The sequence below is a fragment of the Streptomyces sp. PT12 genome (assembly GCF_003311645.1).
In the GTDB taxonomy this organism is placed as follows: Bacteria; Actinomycetota; Actinomycetes; order Streptomycetales; family Streptomycetaceae; genus Streptomyces.
Genome location: NZ_QEST01000014.1, coordinates 97,831 through 115,165, shown reverse-complemented (window position 1 = coordinate 115,165; position 17,335 = coordinate 97,831). Strand labels below are relative to the sequence as shown.

General features: G+C 74.8%; 18 protein-coding genes and 1 pseudogene. 10 read left to right on the top strand and 9 right to left on the bottom strand.

Going from position 1 to position 17,335, the window contains the following annotated elements; genetic code table 11:
• The first annotated feature begins 13 nt into the window (after positions 1–13).
• Positions 14–1,030: a 4-hydroxy-3-methylbut-2-enyl diphosphate reductase gene (locus DEH69_RS01285; protein WP_113684982.1), complete on the top strand. Its 1,017-nt coding sequence runs from the start codon at positions 14–16 to the stop codon at positions 1,028–1,030.
• Here the strand turns inward: DEH69_RS01285 and DEH69_RS01280 are convergent.
• From DEH69_RS01280 to argC, 5 genes are all read right to left on the bottom strand, one after another.
• The gene (locus tag DEH69_RS01280; protein ID WP_113684981.1) at positions 942–1,490 is read right to left on the bottom strand and encodes an arginine repressor; all 549 of its coding nucleotides are present in this window, start codon (positions 1,488–1,490) and stop codon (positions 942–944) included. The genes DEH69_RS01285 and DEH69_RS01280 overlap by 89 nt on opposite strands.
• A gap of 67 nt (positions 1,491–1,557) precedes the next feature.
• Entirely contained in the window at positions 1,558–2,808 is a 1,251-nt protein-coding gene (locus DEH69_RS01275; RefSeq protein WP_113684980.1) for an acetylornithine transaminase, read from the bottom strand.
• Positions 2,805–3,734: an acetylglutamate kinase gene (argB, locus tag DEH69_RS01270; RefSeq protein ID WP_113684979.1), complete on the bottom strand. Its 930-nt coding sequence runs from the start codon at positions 3,732–3,734 to the stop codon at positions 2,805–2,807. The genes DEH69_RS01275 and argB overlap by 4 nt, the downstream gene beginning before the upstream one ends.
• A complete protein-coding gene (argJ, locus tag DEH69_RS01265) occupies positions 3,731–4,894 on the bottom strand; it encodes a bifunctional glutamate N-acetyltransferase/amino-acid acetyltransferase ArgJ (protein ID WP_113684978.1) in 1,164 nt (387 codons plus the stop codon). The genes argB and argJ overlap by 4 nt, the downstream gene beginning before the upstream one ends.
• Positions 4,891–5,919, bottom strand: a complete 1,029-nt coding sequence (argC, locus tag DEH69_RS01260; RefSeq protein ID WP_113684977.1) for an N-acetyl-gamma-glutamyl-phosphate reductase — start codon at positions 5,917–5,919, stop codon at positions 4,891–4,893. Before argC ends, argJ begins: the two co-directional genes overlap by 4 nt.
• Before the next feature lie 263 nt (positions 5,920–6,182).
• Between argC and DEH69_RS31190 the strand changes: the two genes are divergently transcribed.
• From DEH69_RS31190 to DEH69_RS01230, 7 genes and pseudogenes are all read left to right on the top strand, one after another.
• Entirely contained in the window at positions 6,183–6,479 is a 297-nt protein-coding gene (locus DEH69_RS31190; protein ID WP_181727200.1) for a hypothetical protein, read from the top strand.
• Positions 6,476–7,741 carry a cytochrome P450 gene (locus DEH69_RS01255; protein ID WP_181727199.1) on the top strand — a complete coding sequence of 422 codons (1,266 nt, stop codon included), beginning with the start codon at positions 6,476–6,478 and terminating at the stop codon, positions 7,739–7,741. Before DEH69_RS31190 ends, DEH69_RS01255 begins: the two co-directional genes overlap by 4 nt.
• An 80-nt stretch (positions 7,742–7,821) precedes the next feature.
• Entirely contained in the window at positions 7,822–8,292 is a 471-nt protein-coding gene (locus DEH69_RS01250) for an Mpo1-like protein (RefSeq protein WP_113684975.1), read from the top strand.
• Complete coding sequence (locus DEH69_RS01245; RefSeq protein ID WP_113684974.1) at positions 8,289–9,626, top strand: methyltransferase; 1,338 nt, start codon at positions 8,289–8,291, stop codon at positions 9,624–9,626. The genes DEH69_RS01250 and DEH69_RS01245 overlap by 4 nt, the downstream gene beginning before the upstream one ends.
• Positions 9,563–9,933 (top strand): annotated as a pseudogene (locus tag DEH69_RS33540) (DUF6875 domain-containing protein). The gene DEH69_RS01245 and the pseudogene DEH69_RS33540 overlap by 64 nt, the downstream one beginning before the upstream one ends.
• Positions 9,934–9,987: 54 nt before the next feature.
• Entirely contained in the window at positions 9,988–10,770 is a 783-nt protein-coding gene (locus DEH69_RS01235) for a methyltransferase domain-containing protein (protein ID WP_113684972.1), read from the top strand.
• Between the two features lie 5 nt (positions 10,771–10,775).
• The gene (locus DEH69_RS01230; protein ID WP_113685123.1) at positions 10,776–11,291 is read left to right on the top strand and encodes a GNAT family N-acetyltransferase; all 516 of its coding nucleotides are present in this window, start codon (positions 10,776–10,778) and stop codon (positions 11,289–11,291) included.
• A 45-nt stretch (positions 11,292–11,336) separates the two neighbouring features.
• Here DEH69_RS01230 and DEH69_RS01225 read toward each other — a convergent pair whose 3' ends face one another.
• The 3 genes from DEH69_RS01225 to DEH69_RS01215 all read right to left on the bottom strand — a co-directional run bounded on the left by DEH69_RS01225 (position 11,337) and on the right by DEH69_RS01215 (position 13,962).
• Positions 11,337–11,729 carry a thiol-disulfide oxidoreductase DCC family protein gene (locus DEH69_RS01225; protein ID WP_113684971.1) on the bottom strand — a complete coding sequence of 131 codons (393 nt, stop codon included), beginning with the start codon at positions 11,727–11,729 and terminating at the stop codon, positions 11,337–11,339.
• Positions 11,730–11,824: 95 nt separating this feature from the next.
• Positions 11,825–12,385: a histidine phosphatase family protein gene (locus DEH69_RS01220; protein ID WP_113684970.1), complete on the bottom strand. Its 561-nt coding sequence runs from the start codon at positions 12,383–12,385 to the stop codon at positions 11,825–11,827.
• A 110-nt stretch (positions 12,386–12,495) separates the two neighbouring features.
• Positions 12,496–13,962, bottom strand: coding sequence for a PLP-dependent aminotransferase family protein (locus DEH69_RS01215; RefSeq protein WP_113684969.1), 1,467 nt, complete (start codon positions 13,960–13,962; stop codon positions 12,496–12,498).
• A 64-nt stretch (positions 13,963–14,026) separates the two neighbouring features.
• Here DEH69_RS01215 and DEH69_RS01210 point away from each other — a divergent pair, with 64 nt between their 5' ends.
• Positions 14,027–14,926, top strand: a complete 900-nt coding sequence (locus tag DEH69_RS01210; RefSeq protein WP_258534374.1) for a DMT family transporter — start codon at positions 14,027–14,029, stop codon at positions 14,924–14,926.
• A 25-nt stretch (positions 14,927–14,951) separates the two neighbouring features.
• Here DEH69_RS01210 and DEH69_RS01205 read toward each other — a convergent pair whose 3' ends face one another.
• Positions 14,952–16,205: a glycoside hydrolase family 10 protein gene (locus tag DEH69_RS01205; RefSeq protein ID WP_113684967.1), complete on the bottom strand. Its 1,254-nt coding sequence runs from the start codon at positions 16,203–16,205 to the stop codon at positions 14,952–14,954.
• 260 nt (positions 16,206–16,465) lie between these two features.
• On the opposite strand from DEH69_RS01205, the gene DEH69_RS01200 reads away from it, so the two are divergent.
• Positions 16,466–17,335 carry a 3-hydroxybutyryl-CoA dehydrogenase gene (locus DEH69_RS01200; RefSeq protein ID WP_113684966.1) on the top strand — a complete coding sequence of 290 codons (870 nt, stop codon included), beginning with the start codon at positions 16,466–16,468 and terminating at the stop codon, positions 17,333–17,335.

The window sequence follows — 17,335 nt, the reverse complement described above, 5'->3', positions numbered from 1 at the left end:
GAGAGGGCTTTCGATGGGGAAGGTACTGCTGGCCGCCCCGCGCGGGTTCTGCGCGGGCGTGGAGCGGGCGATCGAGACCGTGGAGCGGGTGCTCGAGCGCCATGGCCCCCCGGTCTACGTCCGGCGCCAGATCGTGCACAACACGCATGTGGTCAGGGACCTGGCGGAGCGGGGCGCCGTCTTCGTCGACGAGCTCGACGAGGTGCCGGTCGGCTCCGTCGTGGTGCTCTCGGCGCACGGGGTGGCCCCCGAGGTGCACGCCCAGGCGGCCGAGCGCGAGCTGTCCGTGGTCGACGCGGTCTGCCCCCTGGTCACCAAGGTCCACCGCGAGGCGGAACGGTTCGCCGCCGAGGGGTACCAGATCGCGCTCGTCGGCCACGAGGGGCACGAGGAGGTGACCGGCACGGTGGGCCACGCCCCCGGGCGGATCACGGTGGTGGAGTCGCCCGAGCAGGCGAGGGCGCTCCCGGTGGCCGACCCCGAGCGCGTGGTGTGGCTGTCGCAGACGACGCTGGCCGTCGACGAGGTGGCCGAGACGGTGGGCGCGCTGCGCGAGCGGCTGCCGCTGCTGGCCGACCCGCCGGGCGACGACATCTGCTACGCCAGCCAGAACCGGCAGGACGCGGTCCGCGCCATCGCCCCCCGCTGTGACCTGCTGCTGGTCGTCGGCTCGGCCAACTCATCGAACTCCGCGCGCCTCGTCGAGGTGGCGCTGCGCGCGGGCGCGGGCGACGCGCGGCTCATCGACGACGCGGGGCAGGTCAGGGACGAGTGGTTCGACGGCGTGACCACCGTGGGCGTCAGCTCGGGCGCCTCCGTTCCCGAGGTGCCCGTGTCCGGGCTCGTCGCCGCGCTGGCCGCGCGGGGGTTCGCCGAGGTGGAGGAGGTGCCGGTGGCCGACGAGACGCTGCGGTTCGCGCTGCCGAGGCGGCTGGCCGCCGTCAGCCCTCCCCCGACGCCTCCTTCTGGCGCTGCACCAGCCGCAGCAGATGGTCCGCGAGCCGCTGGCCGCCCGTCGGGTGACGGGTGATCAGCAGCACGGTGTCATCACCGGCGACGGTGCCGAGGATGTCGTGGAGCTGGGCCTGGTCGATCACCGACGACAGGAACTGCGCGGCGCCAGGCGGCGTGCGCAGCACCACCAGGTTGGCCGACGCCTCCGCGGAGATCAGCAGCTCCTCCGCGAGGCGCGCCATCCGCACCTCCTTGGCCGACTCGCCGAGCGGCGCCTGGGGGGTGCGGAAGCCGCCCTCGCTCGGCACGGCGTAGATCAGCTCGCCTCCGGTGTTGCGGATCTTCACCGCGCCCAGTTCGTCGAGGTCGCGGCTGAGCGTCGCCTGGGTGACGCTCAGTCCGTCGTCAGCGAGCAGCTTGGCCAGCTGGCTCTGCGAGCGCACCGGCTGGCGGCCCAGGATGTCGACGATCCGCCGGTGACGGGCGGTCCGGGTCTGCGGTACTGCGCCGCCCGCTGGCTGCCGCTCCTCGGTCATGCTCCCTCTTCTTCGATCATCGCGCCGCGTCGATCATCAGGCCACGTCGGTCATCGCGCCACGCCGGTCACCGCGCCCCGGCCGACGCGTCGGCGGCGTCCAGGATGCCGGGCAGGGCCGCGAGCAGCGCGTCCACCTCCGCGTCCCCGACGACGAGGGGCGGGGCGAGCCGCACCACGTCGGGCGCGACCGCGTTCACGAGGAACCCGGCGTCCTGAGCCGCACGTTGCACCTGGGGTGCCAGGGCCTCGGTGAGCACGATACCCAGCAGCAGCCCGGCGCCCCTGACGCGGTCGACCAGGGGGTGCCCCAGGCCCCAGACGCCGTCGCGCAGCCGCTCGCCCGCGGCCTTGACGCGTTGCAGCAGGTCGTCGGACGCGATGGTGTCGAGGACGGCGAGGGCAGCGGCGCACGAGACGGGGTTCCCGCCGAACGTCGAGCCGTGCGTCCCCGCCGTGAGCAGCTCCGCTGCCTCGCCGAACGCCAGGGTCGCGCCGATCGGCAGGCCACCGGCGAGGCCCTTGGCGAGCGTGATCACATCGGCCTCGACGCCCTCGGCCTGCCCGGCGAACCAGTGCCCGGTGCGCCCGATGCCCGTCTGCACCTCGTCGAGGACCAGCAGCGTCCCGGTGGCGCGCGTGATCGCGCGGGCCTCGGCGAGATAGCCGTCGGGCGGCACGACCACGCCGTTCTCGCCCTGGATGGGCTCGAGGATCAGCAGGGCGGTGTCGGTCGTGACCGCGGCCCGCAGCGCGTCGGCGTCGCCGTAGGGGACATGGGTGACACCGCCGGGCAGCGGGCGGAACGGGTCCTGCTTGGCGGGCTGCCCGGTGAGGGCGAGGGCGCCCATGGTGCGGCCGTGGAACCCGCCCTCGGTGGCGACCATGTGCGAACGCCCGGTGAGGCGGCCGATCTTGAACGCCGCCTCGACGGACTCGGCGCCCGAGTTGCAGAAGAAGACGCGCCCTTCGCGGCCCGCGAGCGCCAGCAGCCGCTCGGCCAGGGCGACGGGCGGCTCGGCCACGAACAGGTTGGAGACATGGCCGAGGCGCGCGACCTGCTCGCTGACGGCGCGCACCACGGCGGGGTGTCCCGTGCCCAGGGAGTTGACGGCGATGCCCCCGACGAAGTCGAGGTACTCGCGCCCCTCGGCGTCCCACAGGCGGGCGCCCTCGCCATGGGTGAGGGGCAGCCTGGGGGTGCCGTAGGTGTCCATCAGGGCGCCCTGCCAGCGGGCGGTGAGCGCGGCGTTGCCCGACGCGGCCCCGGCGGTGTCGGCGTCGGCCCCGGCGATGTCGGTGTGGGCTGTGGCGTTCATGTCGGCTCTCCCTCGCCGTCCCCGTCGGGCACGACCATCGTCCCGATTCCCTCGTCGGTGAAGATCTCCAGCAGGATGGCGTGCGGGACGCGCCCGTCGATGACCCGCGCGGTGCGCACGCCGCTGCGCACCGCGTGCAGGCAGCCCTCCATCTTGGGCACCATGCCGCTGGCCAGGTCGGGCAGCAGCTTCTCCAACTCGCTCTCGGTGAGCCTGCTGATGACCTCGTCGCTCGCGGGCCAGTCGGCGTAAAGGCCCTCGACGTCGGTGAGCACCATCAGCGTCTCGGCGCGCAGCGCGGCGGCCAGCGCGGCGGCGGCGGTGTCGGCGTTGACGTTGTAGACGTGGTCGTCGTCGGCGCCGCGGGCGACGGAGGAGACGACCGGGATGCGGCCGTCGCGCAGCAGGGCCTCGATGGCGCCGGTGTCGGTGGCGGTGACCTCGCCGACCCGGCCGAGGTCGACGCGCTCCCCGTCGACGTCGGCGTAGCGCTTGACGGCGGACATCAGGTGGGCGTCCTCGCCGGTCATGCCGACGGCGAGGGGGCCGTGCCGGTTGAGCAGCCCGACCAGCTCGCGCTGCACCTGGCCCGCGAGCACCATCCTGACCACGTCCATGGCCTCGGGGGTGGTCACGCGCAGCCCGGCGCGGAACTCCGAGTCCAGGCCGAGCCGTTCGAGCTGGGCGCTGATCTGCGGGCCGCCGCCGTGCACGACGACGGGGTGCAGCCCGGCGTGCCGCAGGAACACCACGTCCTGGGCGAACGCGGCCTTGAGCGCGTCGTCCACCATGGCGTTGCCGCCGAACTTGATGACGACGGTCTTGCCGTGGTGCCGCGTCAGCCAGGGCAGGGCCTCGATGAGGATGCGCGCCTTGGGGAGCGCGGTGTGCTTGCGGGGCGGGCGGGGGGTGTGGGGGGCGCTCATGAGGAGTACGCGCTGTTCTCGTGGACGTAGTCGGCGGTGAGGTCGTTCGTCCAGATGACGGCGGACTCGGTGCCCGCGGCGAGGTCGGCGGTGATGGTGACCTCGCGGAAGCGCATGTCGACCTGGTCGCGGTCCTCGCCGTAGGAGCCGTTCTTGCACACCCACACGCCATTGATCGCGACGCTGAGCTGCCCGGGATCGAAGGTGGCCGCCGTGGTGCCGATGGCGGCCAGGACGCGGCCCCAGTTGGGGTCCTCGCCGTGGATGGCGCACTTGAGCAGGTTGTTCCTGGCGATGGAACGGCCCACCTCGACGGCGTCCTCCTCGCTCGCGGCGCCCGTGACCTCGACGCGGATGTCCTTGGACGCGCCCTCGGCGTCCTTGACCAGCTGGAGGGCGAGGTCGGCGCACACCGCGCGGACGGCCTCGGCGAACGCGGCGGGCTCGGGCACGGTCCCCGAGGCGCCGGAGGCGAGCAGCAGCACGGTGTCGTTGGTGGACATGCAGCCGTCGGAGTCGACGCGGTCGAACGTCGTCCTGGTGGCGGCACGCAGCGCGGCGTCGAGGCCGGGGGCGGCGACGTCGGCGTCGGTGGTGAGGACGACCAGCATGGTGGCGAGCCCGGGGGCGAGCATGCCCGCGCCCTTGGCCATGCCGCCGACGGTCCAGCCGTCGCCGCGCGCGACGGCGGTCTTGTGCACGGTGTCGGTGGTCATGATGGCGAGGGCGGCCTTCTCGCCGCCGTGCGGGGACAGCTCGGCCGCGGCCGTGCCGATGCCGGGCAGCAGCTTGTCCATCGGCAGCCGCAGGCCGATCAGGCCCGTGGAGGCGACGGCGATCTCGGCGGCGTTCAGCCCGAGCACCTCGGCGGCGCGCTCGGCGGTGGCGTGCGTGTCCTGGAAGCCGAGGGGGCCCGTGCAGGCGTTGGCGCCACCGGAGTTGAGCACGACGGCGGAGACCTGGCCGCCCTTGAGCACCTGCTCGGACCAGACGACGGGCGCCGCCTTGACGCGGTTGGCCGTGAAGACGCCCGCGGCGGCGGTGCGGGGGCCCTGGTTGACCACGAGCGCCAGGTCGCGGCGGGCGCCGCCCTCCCCCGGTGCCTTGATCCCCGCGGCGACCCCCGCCGCGGTGAACCCCTGTGCTGCCGTAACGCTCACGGTGCGACTCCGATCGTGGAAAGTCCCAGGTCCTCGGCGAGGCCGAGGGCGATGTTCATGCTCTGCACCGCGCCGCCCGCGGTGCCCTTGGTGAGGTTGTCGATGGCGCTGATGGCGATGACCCTGCCCGCCACCTCGTCGAGGGCGACCTGCACGAGCGCGGCGTTGGACCCCACGACGGCCGCGGTGGTGGGCCACCGGCCCTCGGGGAGCAGGCGGACGAACGGCTCGGCCGCCAGCGCCTTGGCATAGGTCTCGCGCAGGGTGGCCGCGGTGACGCCCGGCCTGGCCCTGGCCGAACACGTGGCAAGGATGCCCCGGGGCATGGGCGCGAGGGTGGGAGTGAACGACACGGTCACGCGCTCCCCGGCGACCGCGGAGAGGTTCTGCGCCATCTCGGGGGTGTGCCGGTGGACGCCGCCGACGCCGTAGGGGCTGAGCGAGCCCATGACCTCGCTGCCCAGCAGGTGCGGCTTGGGCGACTTCCCCGCGCCCGAGGTGCCGGACGCGGCGACGACCACGGCCTCGGGCTCGACCAGACCGGCGGCGTAGGCGGGGAAGAGCGCCAGGGTGACCGCGGTGGGGTAGCAGCCGGGGACCGCGACGCGCCGCGTCCCGGCCAGCGCCTCGCGCGCGCCCGGCAGCTCGGGCAGGCCGTAGGGCCAGGTCCCGGCGTGCGGTGAGCCGTAGTAACGTTCCCACTCTGCCGCGCTCTCCAGGCGGAAGTCGGCGCCGCAGTCCACGACGAGCACCCCGTCGCCCAACTGCTCGGCGACGGCGGCCGATTGGCCGTGTGGCAGGGCGAGGAAGACGACATCGTGCCCGGCGAGCACCCCGGCCGAGGTCGGCTCGAGCACACGGTCGGCCAGCGGGAGCAGCTGCGGCTGCAACGCCCCCAGCGGCTGCCCGGCGTTCGCGTTGCCCGTCAGGGCCCCGATCTCCATCGAGGGGTGTCCGAGCAGCAGCCGCAGGACCTCGCCCCCCGCATACCCACTGGCACCCGCCACCGCAGCGCGCACGGCCATCGCCTCCTCCTGAGTGACAGGATAACTATACGTAGCACCACAGTTTTATGCAATGGGAATCCGGCCCACCCCTGCCCCGCTAGCACGCGGGAGGCGGGACCCGTCCCCGGGGGGCGCGGGCTACAACTGGGGATCGTCGCCCGATGTCTGCCCTCCCGGAAGGAAGCACTCGTGGCACTCGTTCCGCACAGGCTCCCCGCACCGCCCGCACCGCCCCGGTGCGTCCACCGATCGGCCCGCAGGGAAGGGGAGCCGGTCGCCCCATGAACGACACCCACGCCGCCGACACCACCACCGACACCACCACCGACACCACCGCCGCCCACATCGACGCCGAGAAGGTCCTCGCCCGCGGGATCGACAACCTTCTCGCCCGCCAGCACGACGACGGCCACTGGTACGAGGGACCGCACACCAACGTCAGCGCCGAGTCAGCCGACATCATCACCCGGCACTGCCTGGGCGTCCCCGACGCGACCGCGCTGGAACGCACCGCGCGGCGCGTGCGCCGGGCGCCGCGCGACTCGGCAGCTTCAGGGACTCGGTGGCGGCCGGGATGAGCCATCTGCACCGGACCTACGGCCCCGTCGCGGCGGTCGGCGCGGGACCGCTACGCTGGACGTTCCTGTTCGGCGCCGAGGCGAACGAGCTGGTGCTCGGCAGCACGGAGAACTTCGAGTTCTCCTACGGCGGGCTCCAGGCCATCGCGGGCGACACCGCCCTGGTGGCCCTGCCGAACGCCGAGAACCGCGCCATGCGGCACGTGCTGCGCCCGCTGTTCGACCGCGAGCGCGTGGACACCTACGCCGACCGCGTGCTCGACCGGGTGCGCGAGCGCGTCGCGGCCTGGCCGCCCGGCGGGACGGTGGACGCGTACGCCGAGCTGCGGCACGCGGTGCGGCTGGCGTCGGTCGACTCGTTCATCGGCCCCGGCGTCATCGCGCGCGAGGGCGACGCCCTCGACGCCACCCTCGAGCGGCTGCACACCGTGCTGAACCGCTCGTCCGTGCTGACGCTGCTGGTGTGGAACGCGCCACGGCTCGGCCGGTTGCGGCTGCGCGGGCCGCTAGGCCGCGTCGACCGGGTGGTGCGCGCCGAGATCGCGCGCCGACGTGCCGGGCGGACGGCCACCCCAGACCCGGCCGACCCCATCGGGTTCCTGCTGCGGCCCGAGGTCCACTCCCGGCTGCCCGCGGGTGACGACACGGTCCGCGACACCGTGGTCAGCCTCCTCGTCGCGAGCTACGACCCGACCAGCTCCGCGCTCGGCTGGTCGCTCCACGGCCTGCTCGCCCACCCCGAGGTGCTGGCCGAGGCGCGGCGCGAGGTCGCCCGCGAGCTGGGTGACGAGCCGGTGCGGGCCTCGACCGCGCGGCGGCTGAAGTACCTGGGCCACGTGGTGGCCGAGGCCCTGCGGATCCATCCACCGGTGGTGGCGAGCGCCCGCCGCTGCGTCGCGGCGTTCGACCTGCATGGGCACCGCATCCCCGCGGGCAGCCGGATCATGCTCAGCCAGTTCACGTCCCACCGCTCGCCCGAGTCCTGGACCGACCCCGAGCACTTCGACCCTGGCCGGTGGGACAGGACGGGCGCGGCGGCGGCCGTGCCGCCCTCCGCCTACTTCCCCTATGGCTCGCCGCGCCGCCGGTGCCCCGGCAGCGGGATGGCCGCGGTCATCGTGCCCGCGGTGCTCGCGGCCGTGCTCCAGGCGGGGGATGTGGCGCTGGCCGACGAACGCCCGCCCCGCCTCGACGGGTTCGCGGCGCTGCGGCCCAGGGACGGGCTCCCCGTGCGCGTCCCTCGGGTCGCCGAGAACACCTGACCCAACGCCCCACGCAACGCCCGACGCAACGCCCGACGCAACGCCCCACGCAATCGCGTATGACCAGAAGGGACTTGACGATGACCACGATCGACGAGTCGGAGCCGTCCGTGAGCAGTTCCGCCACCTCCGCCGACGCCTCCGCCGCCCTCGACGCCTCCGCCGACGCCTCCGCCGCCCTCGACGCTTCCGCCGCCCCGGCCCCGGTGGAGCTGTCGAGCTGGGACCGCTACCTCCTGGCCCACACCAAGGCCAGCACGCGGTGGGGCCACGTCGCCGCGATGGGCGCGGCCCTGGCGACCGCCGCGACGGCCCCCAAGGGCAAGCGGCTGCGTCGCACGCTGCTCGGCGTGCCGGTGTTCTTCTCCATCGCCTGGCCCAGCCACTTCATTTTCGAGCGCAACATGCCGGTCGGCTTCACCGACTCCAAGGCGGCGTTCGCCGGTGACCTCCGCATGATCTGGATGATGGTCACCGGGCGCGACGGCGAGCTCGCCGAGCGGATCGACGAGCTCAAGCGCCTGCTCGCCGAGCGGGCGGACGACCGATGACGACGCACGACGTCCGCCGCCTGATCCTGAGGCAGATCGTGTCGAGGGCGGTGCAGGCGTTCGTCCTGCTCGGGCTGCCCGACACGATGCGGGACGCCGGGCACCCCGTCGACCGGCTGGCGCGGTCTGCGGACGCGGACGCGGACTCGCTGCGCCGCCTGCTGCGGGCGCTGGTCGCCTTCGGGGTCGTCGATGAGACCGCCCACGACACGTTCGCCCTCGGGCCGCTCGGGCACCAGCTGCGTTCGGACACTCCGGGCACGGCGGGGCCGACCGCGCTGCTCGCCGCGGACGCCGTGGGCAGGGCGTGGGACGGGATGGCGCGGGCGGTGCGGTCAGGGCGGCCCGTGTTCGAGGAGGTCGCCGGTGCCCCGTTCTTCCCCTATCTGAGCGGGGACCAGCGCCTCAGGTCGGTGTTCGACGCCTCGCAGGCCGCCGGGCTGCGCGCCGAGGTGCCGGGGATCCTGGCGGCCCTCGGCCCCGAGCGGCCCGAGGTCGTCGTGGACGTCGGCGGCGGGGACGGCGCGCTGCTCGAACGCGTGCTGAGCCACCACCCCGGGGCGCGCGGGGTGCTGTTCGAGCGCCCCGAGTCCCGCGAGCCCGCCCTGGCGCGGATGGCGCGCGCGGGTCTGGCGGACCGGTTCGCCTTCCGCGCGGGCGACTTCCTCGCCGACGAGCTGCCCGCGGGCGACCTGGTGCTGCTGCGCCACATCGTGCACGACCACGGGGACGACGACGCGGCCACCGTCCTGCGCGCGTGCGGGCGCGCCCTGGGGGCGGGCGGCAGGCTGGCCGTCATCGAGATGGCCGCGCCCGAGACGGGCGCGCGGGGCGAACAGTCGTGGGACGCGGCCGTGATGGACCTCTACATGATGTGCCTGTTCGCCGCTGGAAGGGAGCGCGGCGCCCGGGAGCTGGCGGCCCTGCTCGACCGCTGCGGCTTCGACGTGGCGGAACGCCTGCCGCTGCCCGGCGGCGCGGTCCTGACCCTGGGCCGACCGCGCGGGGCCGACCCGCCAGGCGCGGTCGACGAGCTGGTCGACGCGTGGTTCCGCGCCTATCTGATGCGCGACCACGCCGAGCTCGGCCGCACGGGCCCCGTCTGCCCGTTCGTCGAGTCCGCGCGGCGGGCGGGCGCGATCGCCGTCGAGCGGGACGACGAGGCGGAGGGCGAGGACCCCGCCGCGCTGCGCGCCCTGGTCCTGACGCGGTCGCGCGGTTCCGCGGCAGGGCGTGGGACCACGGGAACGCGGCGCTGCGGTCGCTCGTCGTGGCGCTCCCCCGGCTCGGCCGCGCGGGCTGCCACCTGCTGGACCGCGTGCAGGCGGAGCTGAAGCCCGAACTCGTGGCGCTCGGCGTGATGGTGGGCCAGTTCCACGAGCACTGCGCGGAGCCCGCGGCGCGCAACCCCGCGTTCCCCGTGTCCCGTTCGCCGATCCCCTGATCGTGGTCAGGAACATGGCGCTGCACGACATCCTCTTCCTGCACCAGGACGCCAGGTGCTTCCGCGCGTACGACGAGAGGTTCGGCGACCGCTTCGCCAGGGGTGGCGTCGCCGACCCGCTGTTCGTGCGGTGCTACGAGCGCGCGGCCGCGCGGTTCTCCCCCGGCCGGGTCGGCGAGCGCGGGACGCCGGTGTGAGACCCGCCGTCAATTGCGTTGCCCCGGGGCCCTTCGAGCCGGTGCAATACCCCCATGACCGCCGCCGAAGACCCTCTCGACCACACCGAGCTGAACCAGAGGTACTGGGACGGGGCGGGGGGCGCCGCCCATGGGCCGCTCGCCCGTGACCAGTGGGCCGCCAGCGAGCCGCGCTGGGGCCTGTGGGCCACCCCGGAGTCGGAGCTGCGGCTGCTGCCCGACGACCTGACGGGGACGCGGGTGGTCGAGCTCGGCTGCGGCACGGCGTATGTGTCGGCGTGGCTCGCGCGGCGCGGGGGGCGCCCCGTGGGCGTCGACATCTCGGCCGAGCAGCTGGCCACGGCGCGGGCGATGCAGGAGGGGTTCGGCGTCGCGTTCCCGCTCGTGCGGGCCTCGGCGGAGGAAGTCCCGTACGGGGACGGGTCGTTCGACCTGGCGATCAGCGAGTTCGGGGCGTCGCTGTGGTGCGACCCCTACCGCTGGATCCCCGAGGCCGCGCGGCTGCTCGTGCCGGGCGGGCGGCTGGTGTTCGGGCGCTACTCCCCGCTGTTCGCGCTGTGCGCGCGCCCCGAGGGGCCCGCGGCCGCCGAGCTGCGACGCGACCTGTTCGGCATGCGCCGCATCGACCACGGCGACCGGGTGGAGTTCGTGCTGCCGCACGGCGACATGCTGCGCCTGCTGCGCTCGAGCGGCTTCGATGTGCTCGACCTGGTCGAGATCCGGGCGCCACGGGCCGCGCACCGCGGCTACGCCGAGGTGTCGGCCCACTGGGCGCGACGGTGGCCCAGCGAGGAGATCTGGGTGGCGCGCCGCCGCGCGGACAGCGGTGCGGTGTGAGCGCCATGCGGACCACACTGCGCGGGGCCCTGGTGACCCTGCGGCCCGCCACCGCTGACGACGTGCCCGAGCTGGCCAGGATCCGGGCGACGCCCGAGGTCAGACGGTGGTGGCGGGGCGGCGACGACCTCGCCGCCGAGGTGGCGGACGAGCTCGCCGACCCGGACGCCGAGCGGCTGGTGATCCAACGGGCGGGGGCCACGGTCGGGTTGATCCAGTGGAGCGCCGAGGAGGACCCGGACTACCGGCACGCGAGCATCGACATCTTCATCGACCCCGCCGTGCACGGCCTGGGCCTTGGCACCGACGCCCTCAGAACGCTCGCCCGGCACCTGGTCGACGCCCATGGCCACCACCGGCTCTCGATCGACCCGGCCGCGGACAACGCCGCGGCGATCGCGTGCTACCGCAAGGTGGGCTTCCGCGGCGTCGGCGTCATGCGCCGGTACGAGCGGGGCGCCGACGGCACCTGGCACGACGGGCTGCTGATGGACCTGCTCGCCGAGGAGCTGACCGGCTGACCGGCCGAACGCCACGGGCCGAACGCCGCCCGCGCCGCGGGCCGTTCAGTCGGCGGGCGGCCTGCGGGCCGGGGGGACGGTGCAGGCGGGGGTGCCGCCCGGCATGCGCTGCCGGTTGTTCGCGACCAGGCGGTAGACGCCGCGCGCCGCCCAGCTGATCGGCGGCAGGGTCAGCGCGGCGCCCAGCACCGCCCAGGGCCCCCCGGCGCTCAGCAGCAGCTTCGCGACGGCACGCGCGCCCCCGTGGACGCGCCCGGGCGGCGTGATCCACAGGACCTCGTGCGAGGCCCGCCGTTCGTCGGTGCCGAGGGCGGCCAGGTCGGCGAACTGCCAGGGCGTCGCCTCGCAGCGCGGCCCGATCCGCCGCTCGGCGAACCGCACGCAGCTGGTGCAGAACGCGCAGTCCCCGTCGTACACGAGCACAGGTAGCGTTCGCATGCCCCCATGGTGCCGCGCGCCCCGCGGCCGCCGTCGGGCGCCCCCCTCGGGGCGCGGCGGCGGGATCGCCGCGCCGCTCGGCACCGTCGAACGGGTCAGCCGAGCCGCAGGCTCCAACGGCCAGGGTGGCCGCTGAGGCTTACGACCGACAGGGGGTGCACCTCGGTGCGCCAGTACGACTGCGGCGGGGCCTTGAGCGCGTAGAGCATGGCGGCCCTGATCACGGAGGACTCGGTGACGGCGACGATCCGCCCCTCGCCCCCGAGCGGCCGGGTGTCGAGCCAGCCGCCCACGCGGGAGACGAACGCCAGCAGCGGCTCGCCACCGTGCGGCGCGGACCTGGGGTCGGCGAGCCATGCCTCGACGGCGGCTGGCTCGCGGGCGGCGACCTCCTGGAGGGTCATGCCGTGCCAGCGACCCATGTCGCAGTCGCGCAGGGCGGGTTGGGCGAGGGGTGCCAGGCCGAGGGCGTCGCCCGTCTGCCTGCTGCTCGGGGTCGGCGAACAGTAGCGCAGCTCGGCCGCGGCCAGCGGCAGCAGGACCGGGATGGCCCGTTCGAGCGCGTGCCAGCCCGCGGCGTCGAGCGGACGGTCGTCGCCGAAACGCGTGTCGAGGACAGCTGAGCTGCGGGCAGCCGCTATCAGCGTGAGCAGCATGGCGCGATCGTACGAGCAGGCGAATTACCGCACCACTACCGCGGGGTAAATATGACGGCGGTAGGGCACCCGCCCGTTCACCCGGCGCGAGGGCCCTGGGTCACCGGTGGTCACGGCAGCGTGTCGGGCGCGTTGTCCTGGGTCTCGCGCCAGGCGCGTCCCAGGCGGCGCACGCCCTCCGCGATCTCCCCCACGCCGGCGGCCGATGCGAAGCTGAGGCGGATGTGGGGGGCGGGGCGTTCGGCGGCGAAGTAGGGGCGCCCCGCGGCGATGGCCACTCCGGCGCGCAGCGCGGCGGCCGCGAGCCCCGTCTCGTCGGCGCCCGGCGGCAGCCCCAGCCAGAGGTGATAGCCGCCCCGGGGCACCAGGGGCGCGGCCAGCGCGGGCAGCCCCGCGGCCACCGCCGCGGTCAGCGCGTCGCGGCGGGCCGCCAACTCCCGTGCCACCGCCCGCAGATGACGGTCCCAGGCCGGAGAGCCCACCAGTTCGAGCGCGGCCTCCTGGAGCGGGCGGGCGACGAAGAAGCTGTCGACGATCTGGATCGCGCGCAGCCGCTCGACCACGGGCCCGCGCGCGGCGAGAGCGCCCACGCGCAGGCTCGGCGAGGTGACCTTGGTGAGCGAGCACACGTGGACCACGGTGCCGTCGGGGTCGTCGGCGGCCAGCGGTCCGGGCAGCGGCCCGGCGTCGGCGTGGGCGAGGCGGCGCGCGAAGTCGTCCTCGATCACGAACGCGCCCGCCGCGCGCGCCACGTCGATCACCGCGCGCCGACGCGCGGGCGAGAGCACCGCGCCGGTCGGGTTCTGGAACAGCGGCTGGCACACGAACACCCGCGCGCCGCTGTCCGCGAAGGCACGCTCCAGCAGTTCCGTGCGCACGCCGTCGGCGTCCATGGGCACGGGCACGGGCCGCAGCCCGGCCGCGCGGGCCGACGCCAGCATCCCGGGATACGTGGGCGACTCGACCAGGACGGAGCCGCCGGGGGGCGCGAGGGCGCGCAACGCGGTGCTCAACGCGCTCTGCCCGCCCGCGGTGATGGTCACATCCGACGGCGCGAGGGCGCCCGAGCCGCCGTCGATCGACCGCGCGAACCACGCCCGCAGCTCCCCGAGTCCCGCCATGGGCGGCCGGTCCCACGCCCTCGGCCGCCGCCCCGCCCTGGCGAGCGCGGCGGCGAGGGCGCGTTCGGGCCGGATCGCGGGCCCGAGATAGCCGCCGTTGAGCTCGATCACGCCGGGCGGCGGGGCGGGCAGGGTGGCCAGCACTCCCCCGGCGTCCACCGCGCGCGGCACGCTGTCGGGCGCGGGCCGGGCGCTCAGGGTGATCTCCTGCCAGCTGGGATCGCCCACCGGGGGGCGGAGGGCGCGCGGCTCGGCCCGGAACGCGCCCGCCCCCGGCCTGGTCACCACCAGCCCCTCGGCGACCAGCGCGGCCAGCGCCCGCGCGACGGTGCCAGGGCCCACCCCGTAACGGGCCATCACCTCACGGCTCGACGGCAGCTTCCCCCCGGCCGGGTAGCGCTTCAGCTCCTCACGCAAGGAAGCGGCCAACCGGACGTCACTGCTACTCTGATTCATGAGAGCACAGAATAGCGCTATCGATTCGGGGACAGCAGCGGTTCCGGTGGGCCGCGGCCTGGCGATGGCCGCGCTCGCCGTCGTCGCGTTCTCCCTGACCTTCCCCGCCACGACATGGGCGCTCGAAGGCTTCGGCCCCTGGACCGTGACGTTCGCCCGCACGGTCGTCGCGGCCCTCATCGCCGCCTGCGCGCTGGCCGCCGCCCGGGTCCCCCCGCCCGAGCGCCGCCACCTGCCGGGGCTCGCGCTGGTGGCCGCGGGCTGCGTGCTCGGCTTCCCGCTGCTCACCGCCCTCGCCCTGCCCACCTCGGGAACGGCCCACGCCGCCGTGGTGACCGGGCTGCTGCCGCTGACGACGGCGATCTACGCGACCGCCCGCACCGGCGCGCGCCCCTCGCCCGTCTTCTGGGCCGCCGCGGCGGCGGGCGCCGCGGCGGTCGTGGCGTTCGCCGCCGTGGACAGCGGCGGCTCGCCCGCGCGCGGCGACCTCTACCTCGCCGCCGCCCTGCTGCTGTGCGCGGCGGGCTACGCGGAGGGCGGCCGCCTCGCCGGGCGGCTGCCGGGCTGGCAGGTGATCTCCTGGGCCCTGGTCGCCAGCCTGCCGCTCGCCCTGCCGGGATTCACGGTAGCGCTACTGGCCGAGCCGCCCCGCCCCACCGCGTCGTCGCTCGCCGCCGTGCTCTGGCTGGCCGCGGGCGCGAGCTTCCTCAGCATGCTCGTCTGGTACGGCGGCCTCGCCCGCGCCGGGATAGCCAGGGCCAGTCAACTCCAGCTCGCCCAGCCCCTGCTCACCCTCGTCTGGTCCACCGCCCTCCTGGCCGAACCCCTCCCCGCGGCGGCCCCCCTCACGGCGATCGCGGTCCTGGCCTGCATCGCGATCACCCAGCGCGCCCCCCGCCACCCAGCCGTTTCGTATACAACGCCGGACCCGCACGCCACCCGGCGCCCCGCTCAATCCGGATAGTGGGCGTCAATCCCGGTAGTCGGCGTCAATCCCGGTAGTGATCGTCGACGACCCGGCTCATCGCGCCCAGCGGGTCGGAGGCCACCTGCGTCGCCGAGTAGAAGACGTTCCCGCCCACCCGCGGGTGCTCGGCGCACAGCGTCAGGTGCCGCGACAGCTCCGCCGCGTCCTGCCACGCCTCGGGCTGGGCCGGGTCGCCGACCTTGTAGACCGCCTCGCCGATGTACAGGGCCACATCCGTGCCCTCCGCGACATCGGCCCACCACGCCACGAGCGTCGCGTAGTCCGCCGCGGCGTAGCCGATGTGCCAGTAGACCTGGGGGATCACATAGTCGATCCAGCCCTCCCTGACCCATGTGCGCACATCCGCGTACAGGTCGTCGTATGTCTGCACGCCGCCGCGGGTGTCGGAGCCGAGCGGGTCGGTGCTCTTGTTGCGCCACACCGCGAACGGGCTGACGCCGAACGGGATCCCGGGCCGCGCCTCGGCCACCCGCTCGCGCATCTCCCGCACCAGCAGGTCGATGTTGTGCCGCCGCCAGTCGCCCAGGTCGTCGAAGTCGCCGCCGTGCGCGTCGAACGCCGCCGCGTCGTCGAACGCCTCGCCCGCCACCGGATACGGGTAGAAGTAGTCGTCCCAGTGCACCCCGTCGATCGCGTACGACTCGACCGCGTGGATCATCGCGTCCTGCACGAACGCCCGCACCTCGGGCAGCCCGGGGTTGTAGAACAGCTGCCCGCCGTACGGCACCACCCACTCGGGGTGGACCCTGGCCGGGTGCCCCTGCGCCAGCCGCCCCGGGTCGCCGTGCTGCGCGATCCGGTACGGGTTGAACCACGCGTGCAGCTCCAGGTCGCGCGCGTGCGCCTCCCGCACCGCGAAGCCCAGCGGATCCCACCCGGGATCGCGCCCCTGTGTGCCGGTGAGCAGCGCCGACCACGGCTCGTACGGCGACGGCCAGAACGCGTCCGCCGTCGGCCTGACCTGGAGGAACACGGTCGTCAACCGCCGTTCCACGGCCACGTCGAGCAGCGCGGCCAGCTCGGCCCCCGCCTCGTCGGGCGAGAGCCCCGCGGCGCTTGGCCAGTCGATGTTCGCCACCGTGGCGATCCACATGCCGCGCGTCCCTGTCGGCGCCGCGGCCGCGCCGTTCGCGCCCGTTCGCGCCGGCGCGCGCTCCGTCCACCGCGCCGAGGCGGACGCCTGAGTGAGCGTCAGGGCCCCTGCCAACGTGCCGACCGCGGCCGACGCCAGACGCCTGCGGGTGATTCGTCCCATCGTGTGCCCCCTGTCGTCTCTCCATGTCACACCTACCCCGCACAGAGTGACCAAGTCCCCGCCCGACGTCCGCGCGACACACCCACCGCGGGCCGAACGGCGCACGTCAGGCGCGGATGACCGAGCGCGCCCCGGGGATGACCGGTCGACCGGCCGGTCGTCCCCCGCTTCCTACCGGACGGTACCGTCGGGTGAGTCCGGGTGAGTCCGGGTGAGTCCGGGTGAGTCCGGTGCTTCAGGGAACGGCGAAGGGGCATGAGGTGACCGACATCGAGCGCGTCGGCGTGGTGGGCAGCGGGCAGATGGGCGCGGGCATCGCGGAGGTCTGCGCGCGGGCCGGGCTCGACGTCCGGGTCGCGGAGACCACCGGCGAGGCCCTGGAGATCGGCCGCACACGGCTCGCGGCGTCGCTGGCCAGGGCGGCCGAGCGCGGGAAGATCGGCGAGGACGAGCGCGACGCGGCGCTCGAACGCATCACGTTCACCACGGACCTCGGCACGTTCGCCGACCGTGACCTGGTGATCGAGGCAGTGGTGGAGCAGGAGCAGGTCAAGGCCGAGATCTTCCAGGTCCTCGACCAGGTGGTGACCCGCCCCGACGCCATCCTGGCGTCCAACACCTCGGCCATCCCCCTGGTCAACCTGGCCATGGCCACCTCACGCCCCGGGCACGTGCTCGGCATCCACTTCTTCAATCCCGCGCAGGTGCAGCGCCTGGTGGAGCTGATCCCCGCGCTCACCACCGACGAGGAGACGGTGCGCCGCGCCGAGGCGCTGGTCTCCGGGGTGCTGGGCAAGCACGCGATCCGCGCCCAGGACCGCGCGGGCTTCGTGGTGAACGCGCTGCTCGTGCCGTATCTCCTGGCCGCCGTCCGGATGCTGGAGACCGGCGCGGCCAGCAGGGACGACATCGACAAGGGGATGGAGCTCGGCTGCGCCCACCCGCTGGGGCCGCTGCGCACGGCCGACCTGATCGGCCTCGACACCATCGCCTCGATCGCCGAGTCGATGTACGCCGAACACAAGGAGCCGCTCTACGCGCCGCCCCCGCTGCTGCTGCGCATGGTCGCGGCCGGGCACCTGGGGCGGAAGTCGGGGGCGGGCTTCTACGCGTACGAGGCCCAGCGCTGA

Coding starts and splice junctions, on each gene's coding strand:
- DEH69_RS01245 (WP_113684974.1), top strand. CDS start 8,289: ATGACGACGCACGACGTCCGCCGCCTGATCCTGAGGCAGATCGTGTCG.
- DEH69_RS01225 (WP_113684971.1), bottom strand. CDS start 11,729: ATGCGAACGCTACCTGTGCTCGTGTACGACGGGGACTGCGCGTTCTGC.
- DEH69_RS01205 (WP_113684967.1), bottom strand. CDS start 16,205: ATGGGACGAATCACCCGCAGGCGTCTGGCGTCGGCCGCGGTCGGCACG.
- DEH69_RS01220 (WP_113684970.1), bottom strand. CDS start 12,385: ATGCTGCTCACGCTGATAGCGGCTGCCCGCAGCTCAGCTGTCCTCGAC.
- DEH69_RS01285 (WP_113684982.1), top strand. CDS start 14: ATGGGGAAGGTACTGCTGGCCGCCCCGCGCGGGTTCTGCGCGGGCGTG.
- DEH69_RS01230 (WP_113685123.1), top strand. CDS start 10,776: ATGCGGACCACACTGCGCGGGGCCCTGGTGACCCTGCGGCCCGCCACC.
- DEH69_RS01210 (WP_258534374.1), top strand. CDS start 14,027: ATGGCCGCGCTCGCCGTCGTCGCGTTCTCCCTGACCTTCCCCGCCACG.
- argB (WP_113684979.1), bottom strand. CDS start 3,734: ATGAGCGCCCCCCACACCCCCCGCCCGCCCCGCAAGCACACCGCGCTC.
- DEH69_RS01215 (WP_113684969.1), bottom strand. CDS start 13,962: ATGAATCAGAGTAGCAGTGACGTCCGGTTGGCCGCTTCCTTGCGTGAG.
- DEH69_RS01255 (WP_181727199.1), top strand. CDS start 6,476: ATGAGCCATCTGCACCGGACCTACGGCCCCGTCGCGGCGGTCGGCGCG.
- DEH69_RS01280 (WP_113684981.1), bottom strand. CDS start 1,490: ATGACCGAGGAGCGGCAGCCAGCGGGCGGCGCAGTACCGCAGACCCGG.
- DEH69_RS01275 (WP_113684980.1), bottom strand. CDS start 2,808: ATGAACGCCACAGCCCACACCGACATCGCCGGGGCCGACGCCGACACC.
- DEH69_RS01235 (WP_113684972.1), top strand. CDS start 9,988: ATGACCGCCGCCGAAGACCCTCTCGACCACACCGAGCTGAACCAGAGG.
- DEH69_RS31190 (WP_181727200.1), top strand. CDS start 6,183: ATGAACGACACCCACGCCGCCGACACCACCACCGACACCACCACCGAC.
- argC (WP_113684977.1), bottom strand. CDS start 5,919: ATGGCCGTGCGCGCTGCGGTGGCGGGTGCCAGTGGGTATGCGGGGGGC.
- DEH69_RS01250 (WP_113684975.1), top strand. CDS start 7,822: ATGACCACGATCGACGAGTCGGAGCCGTCCGTGAGCAGTTCCGCCACC.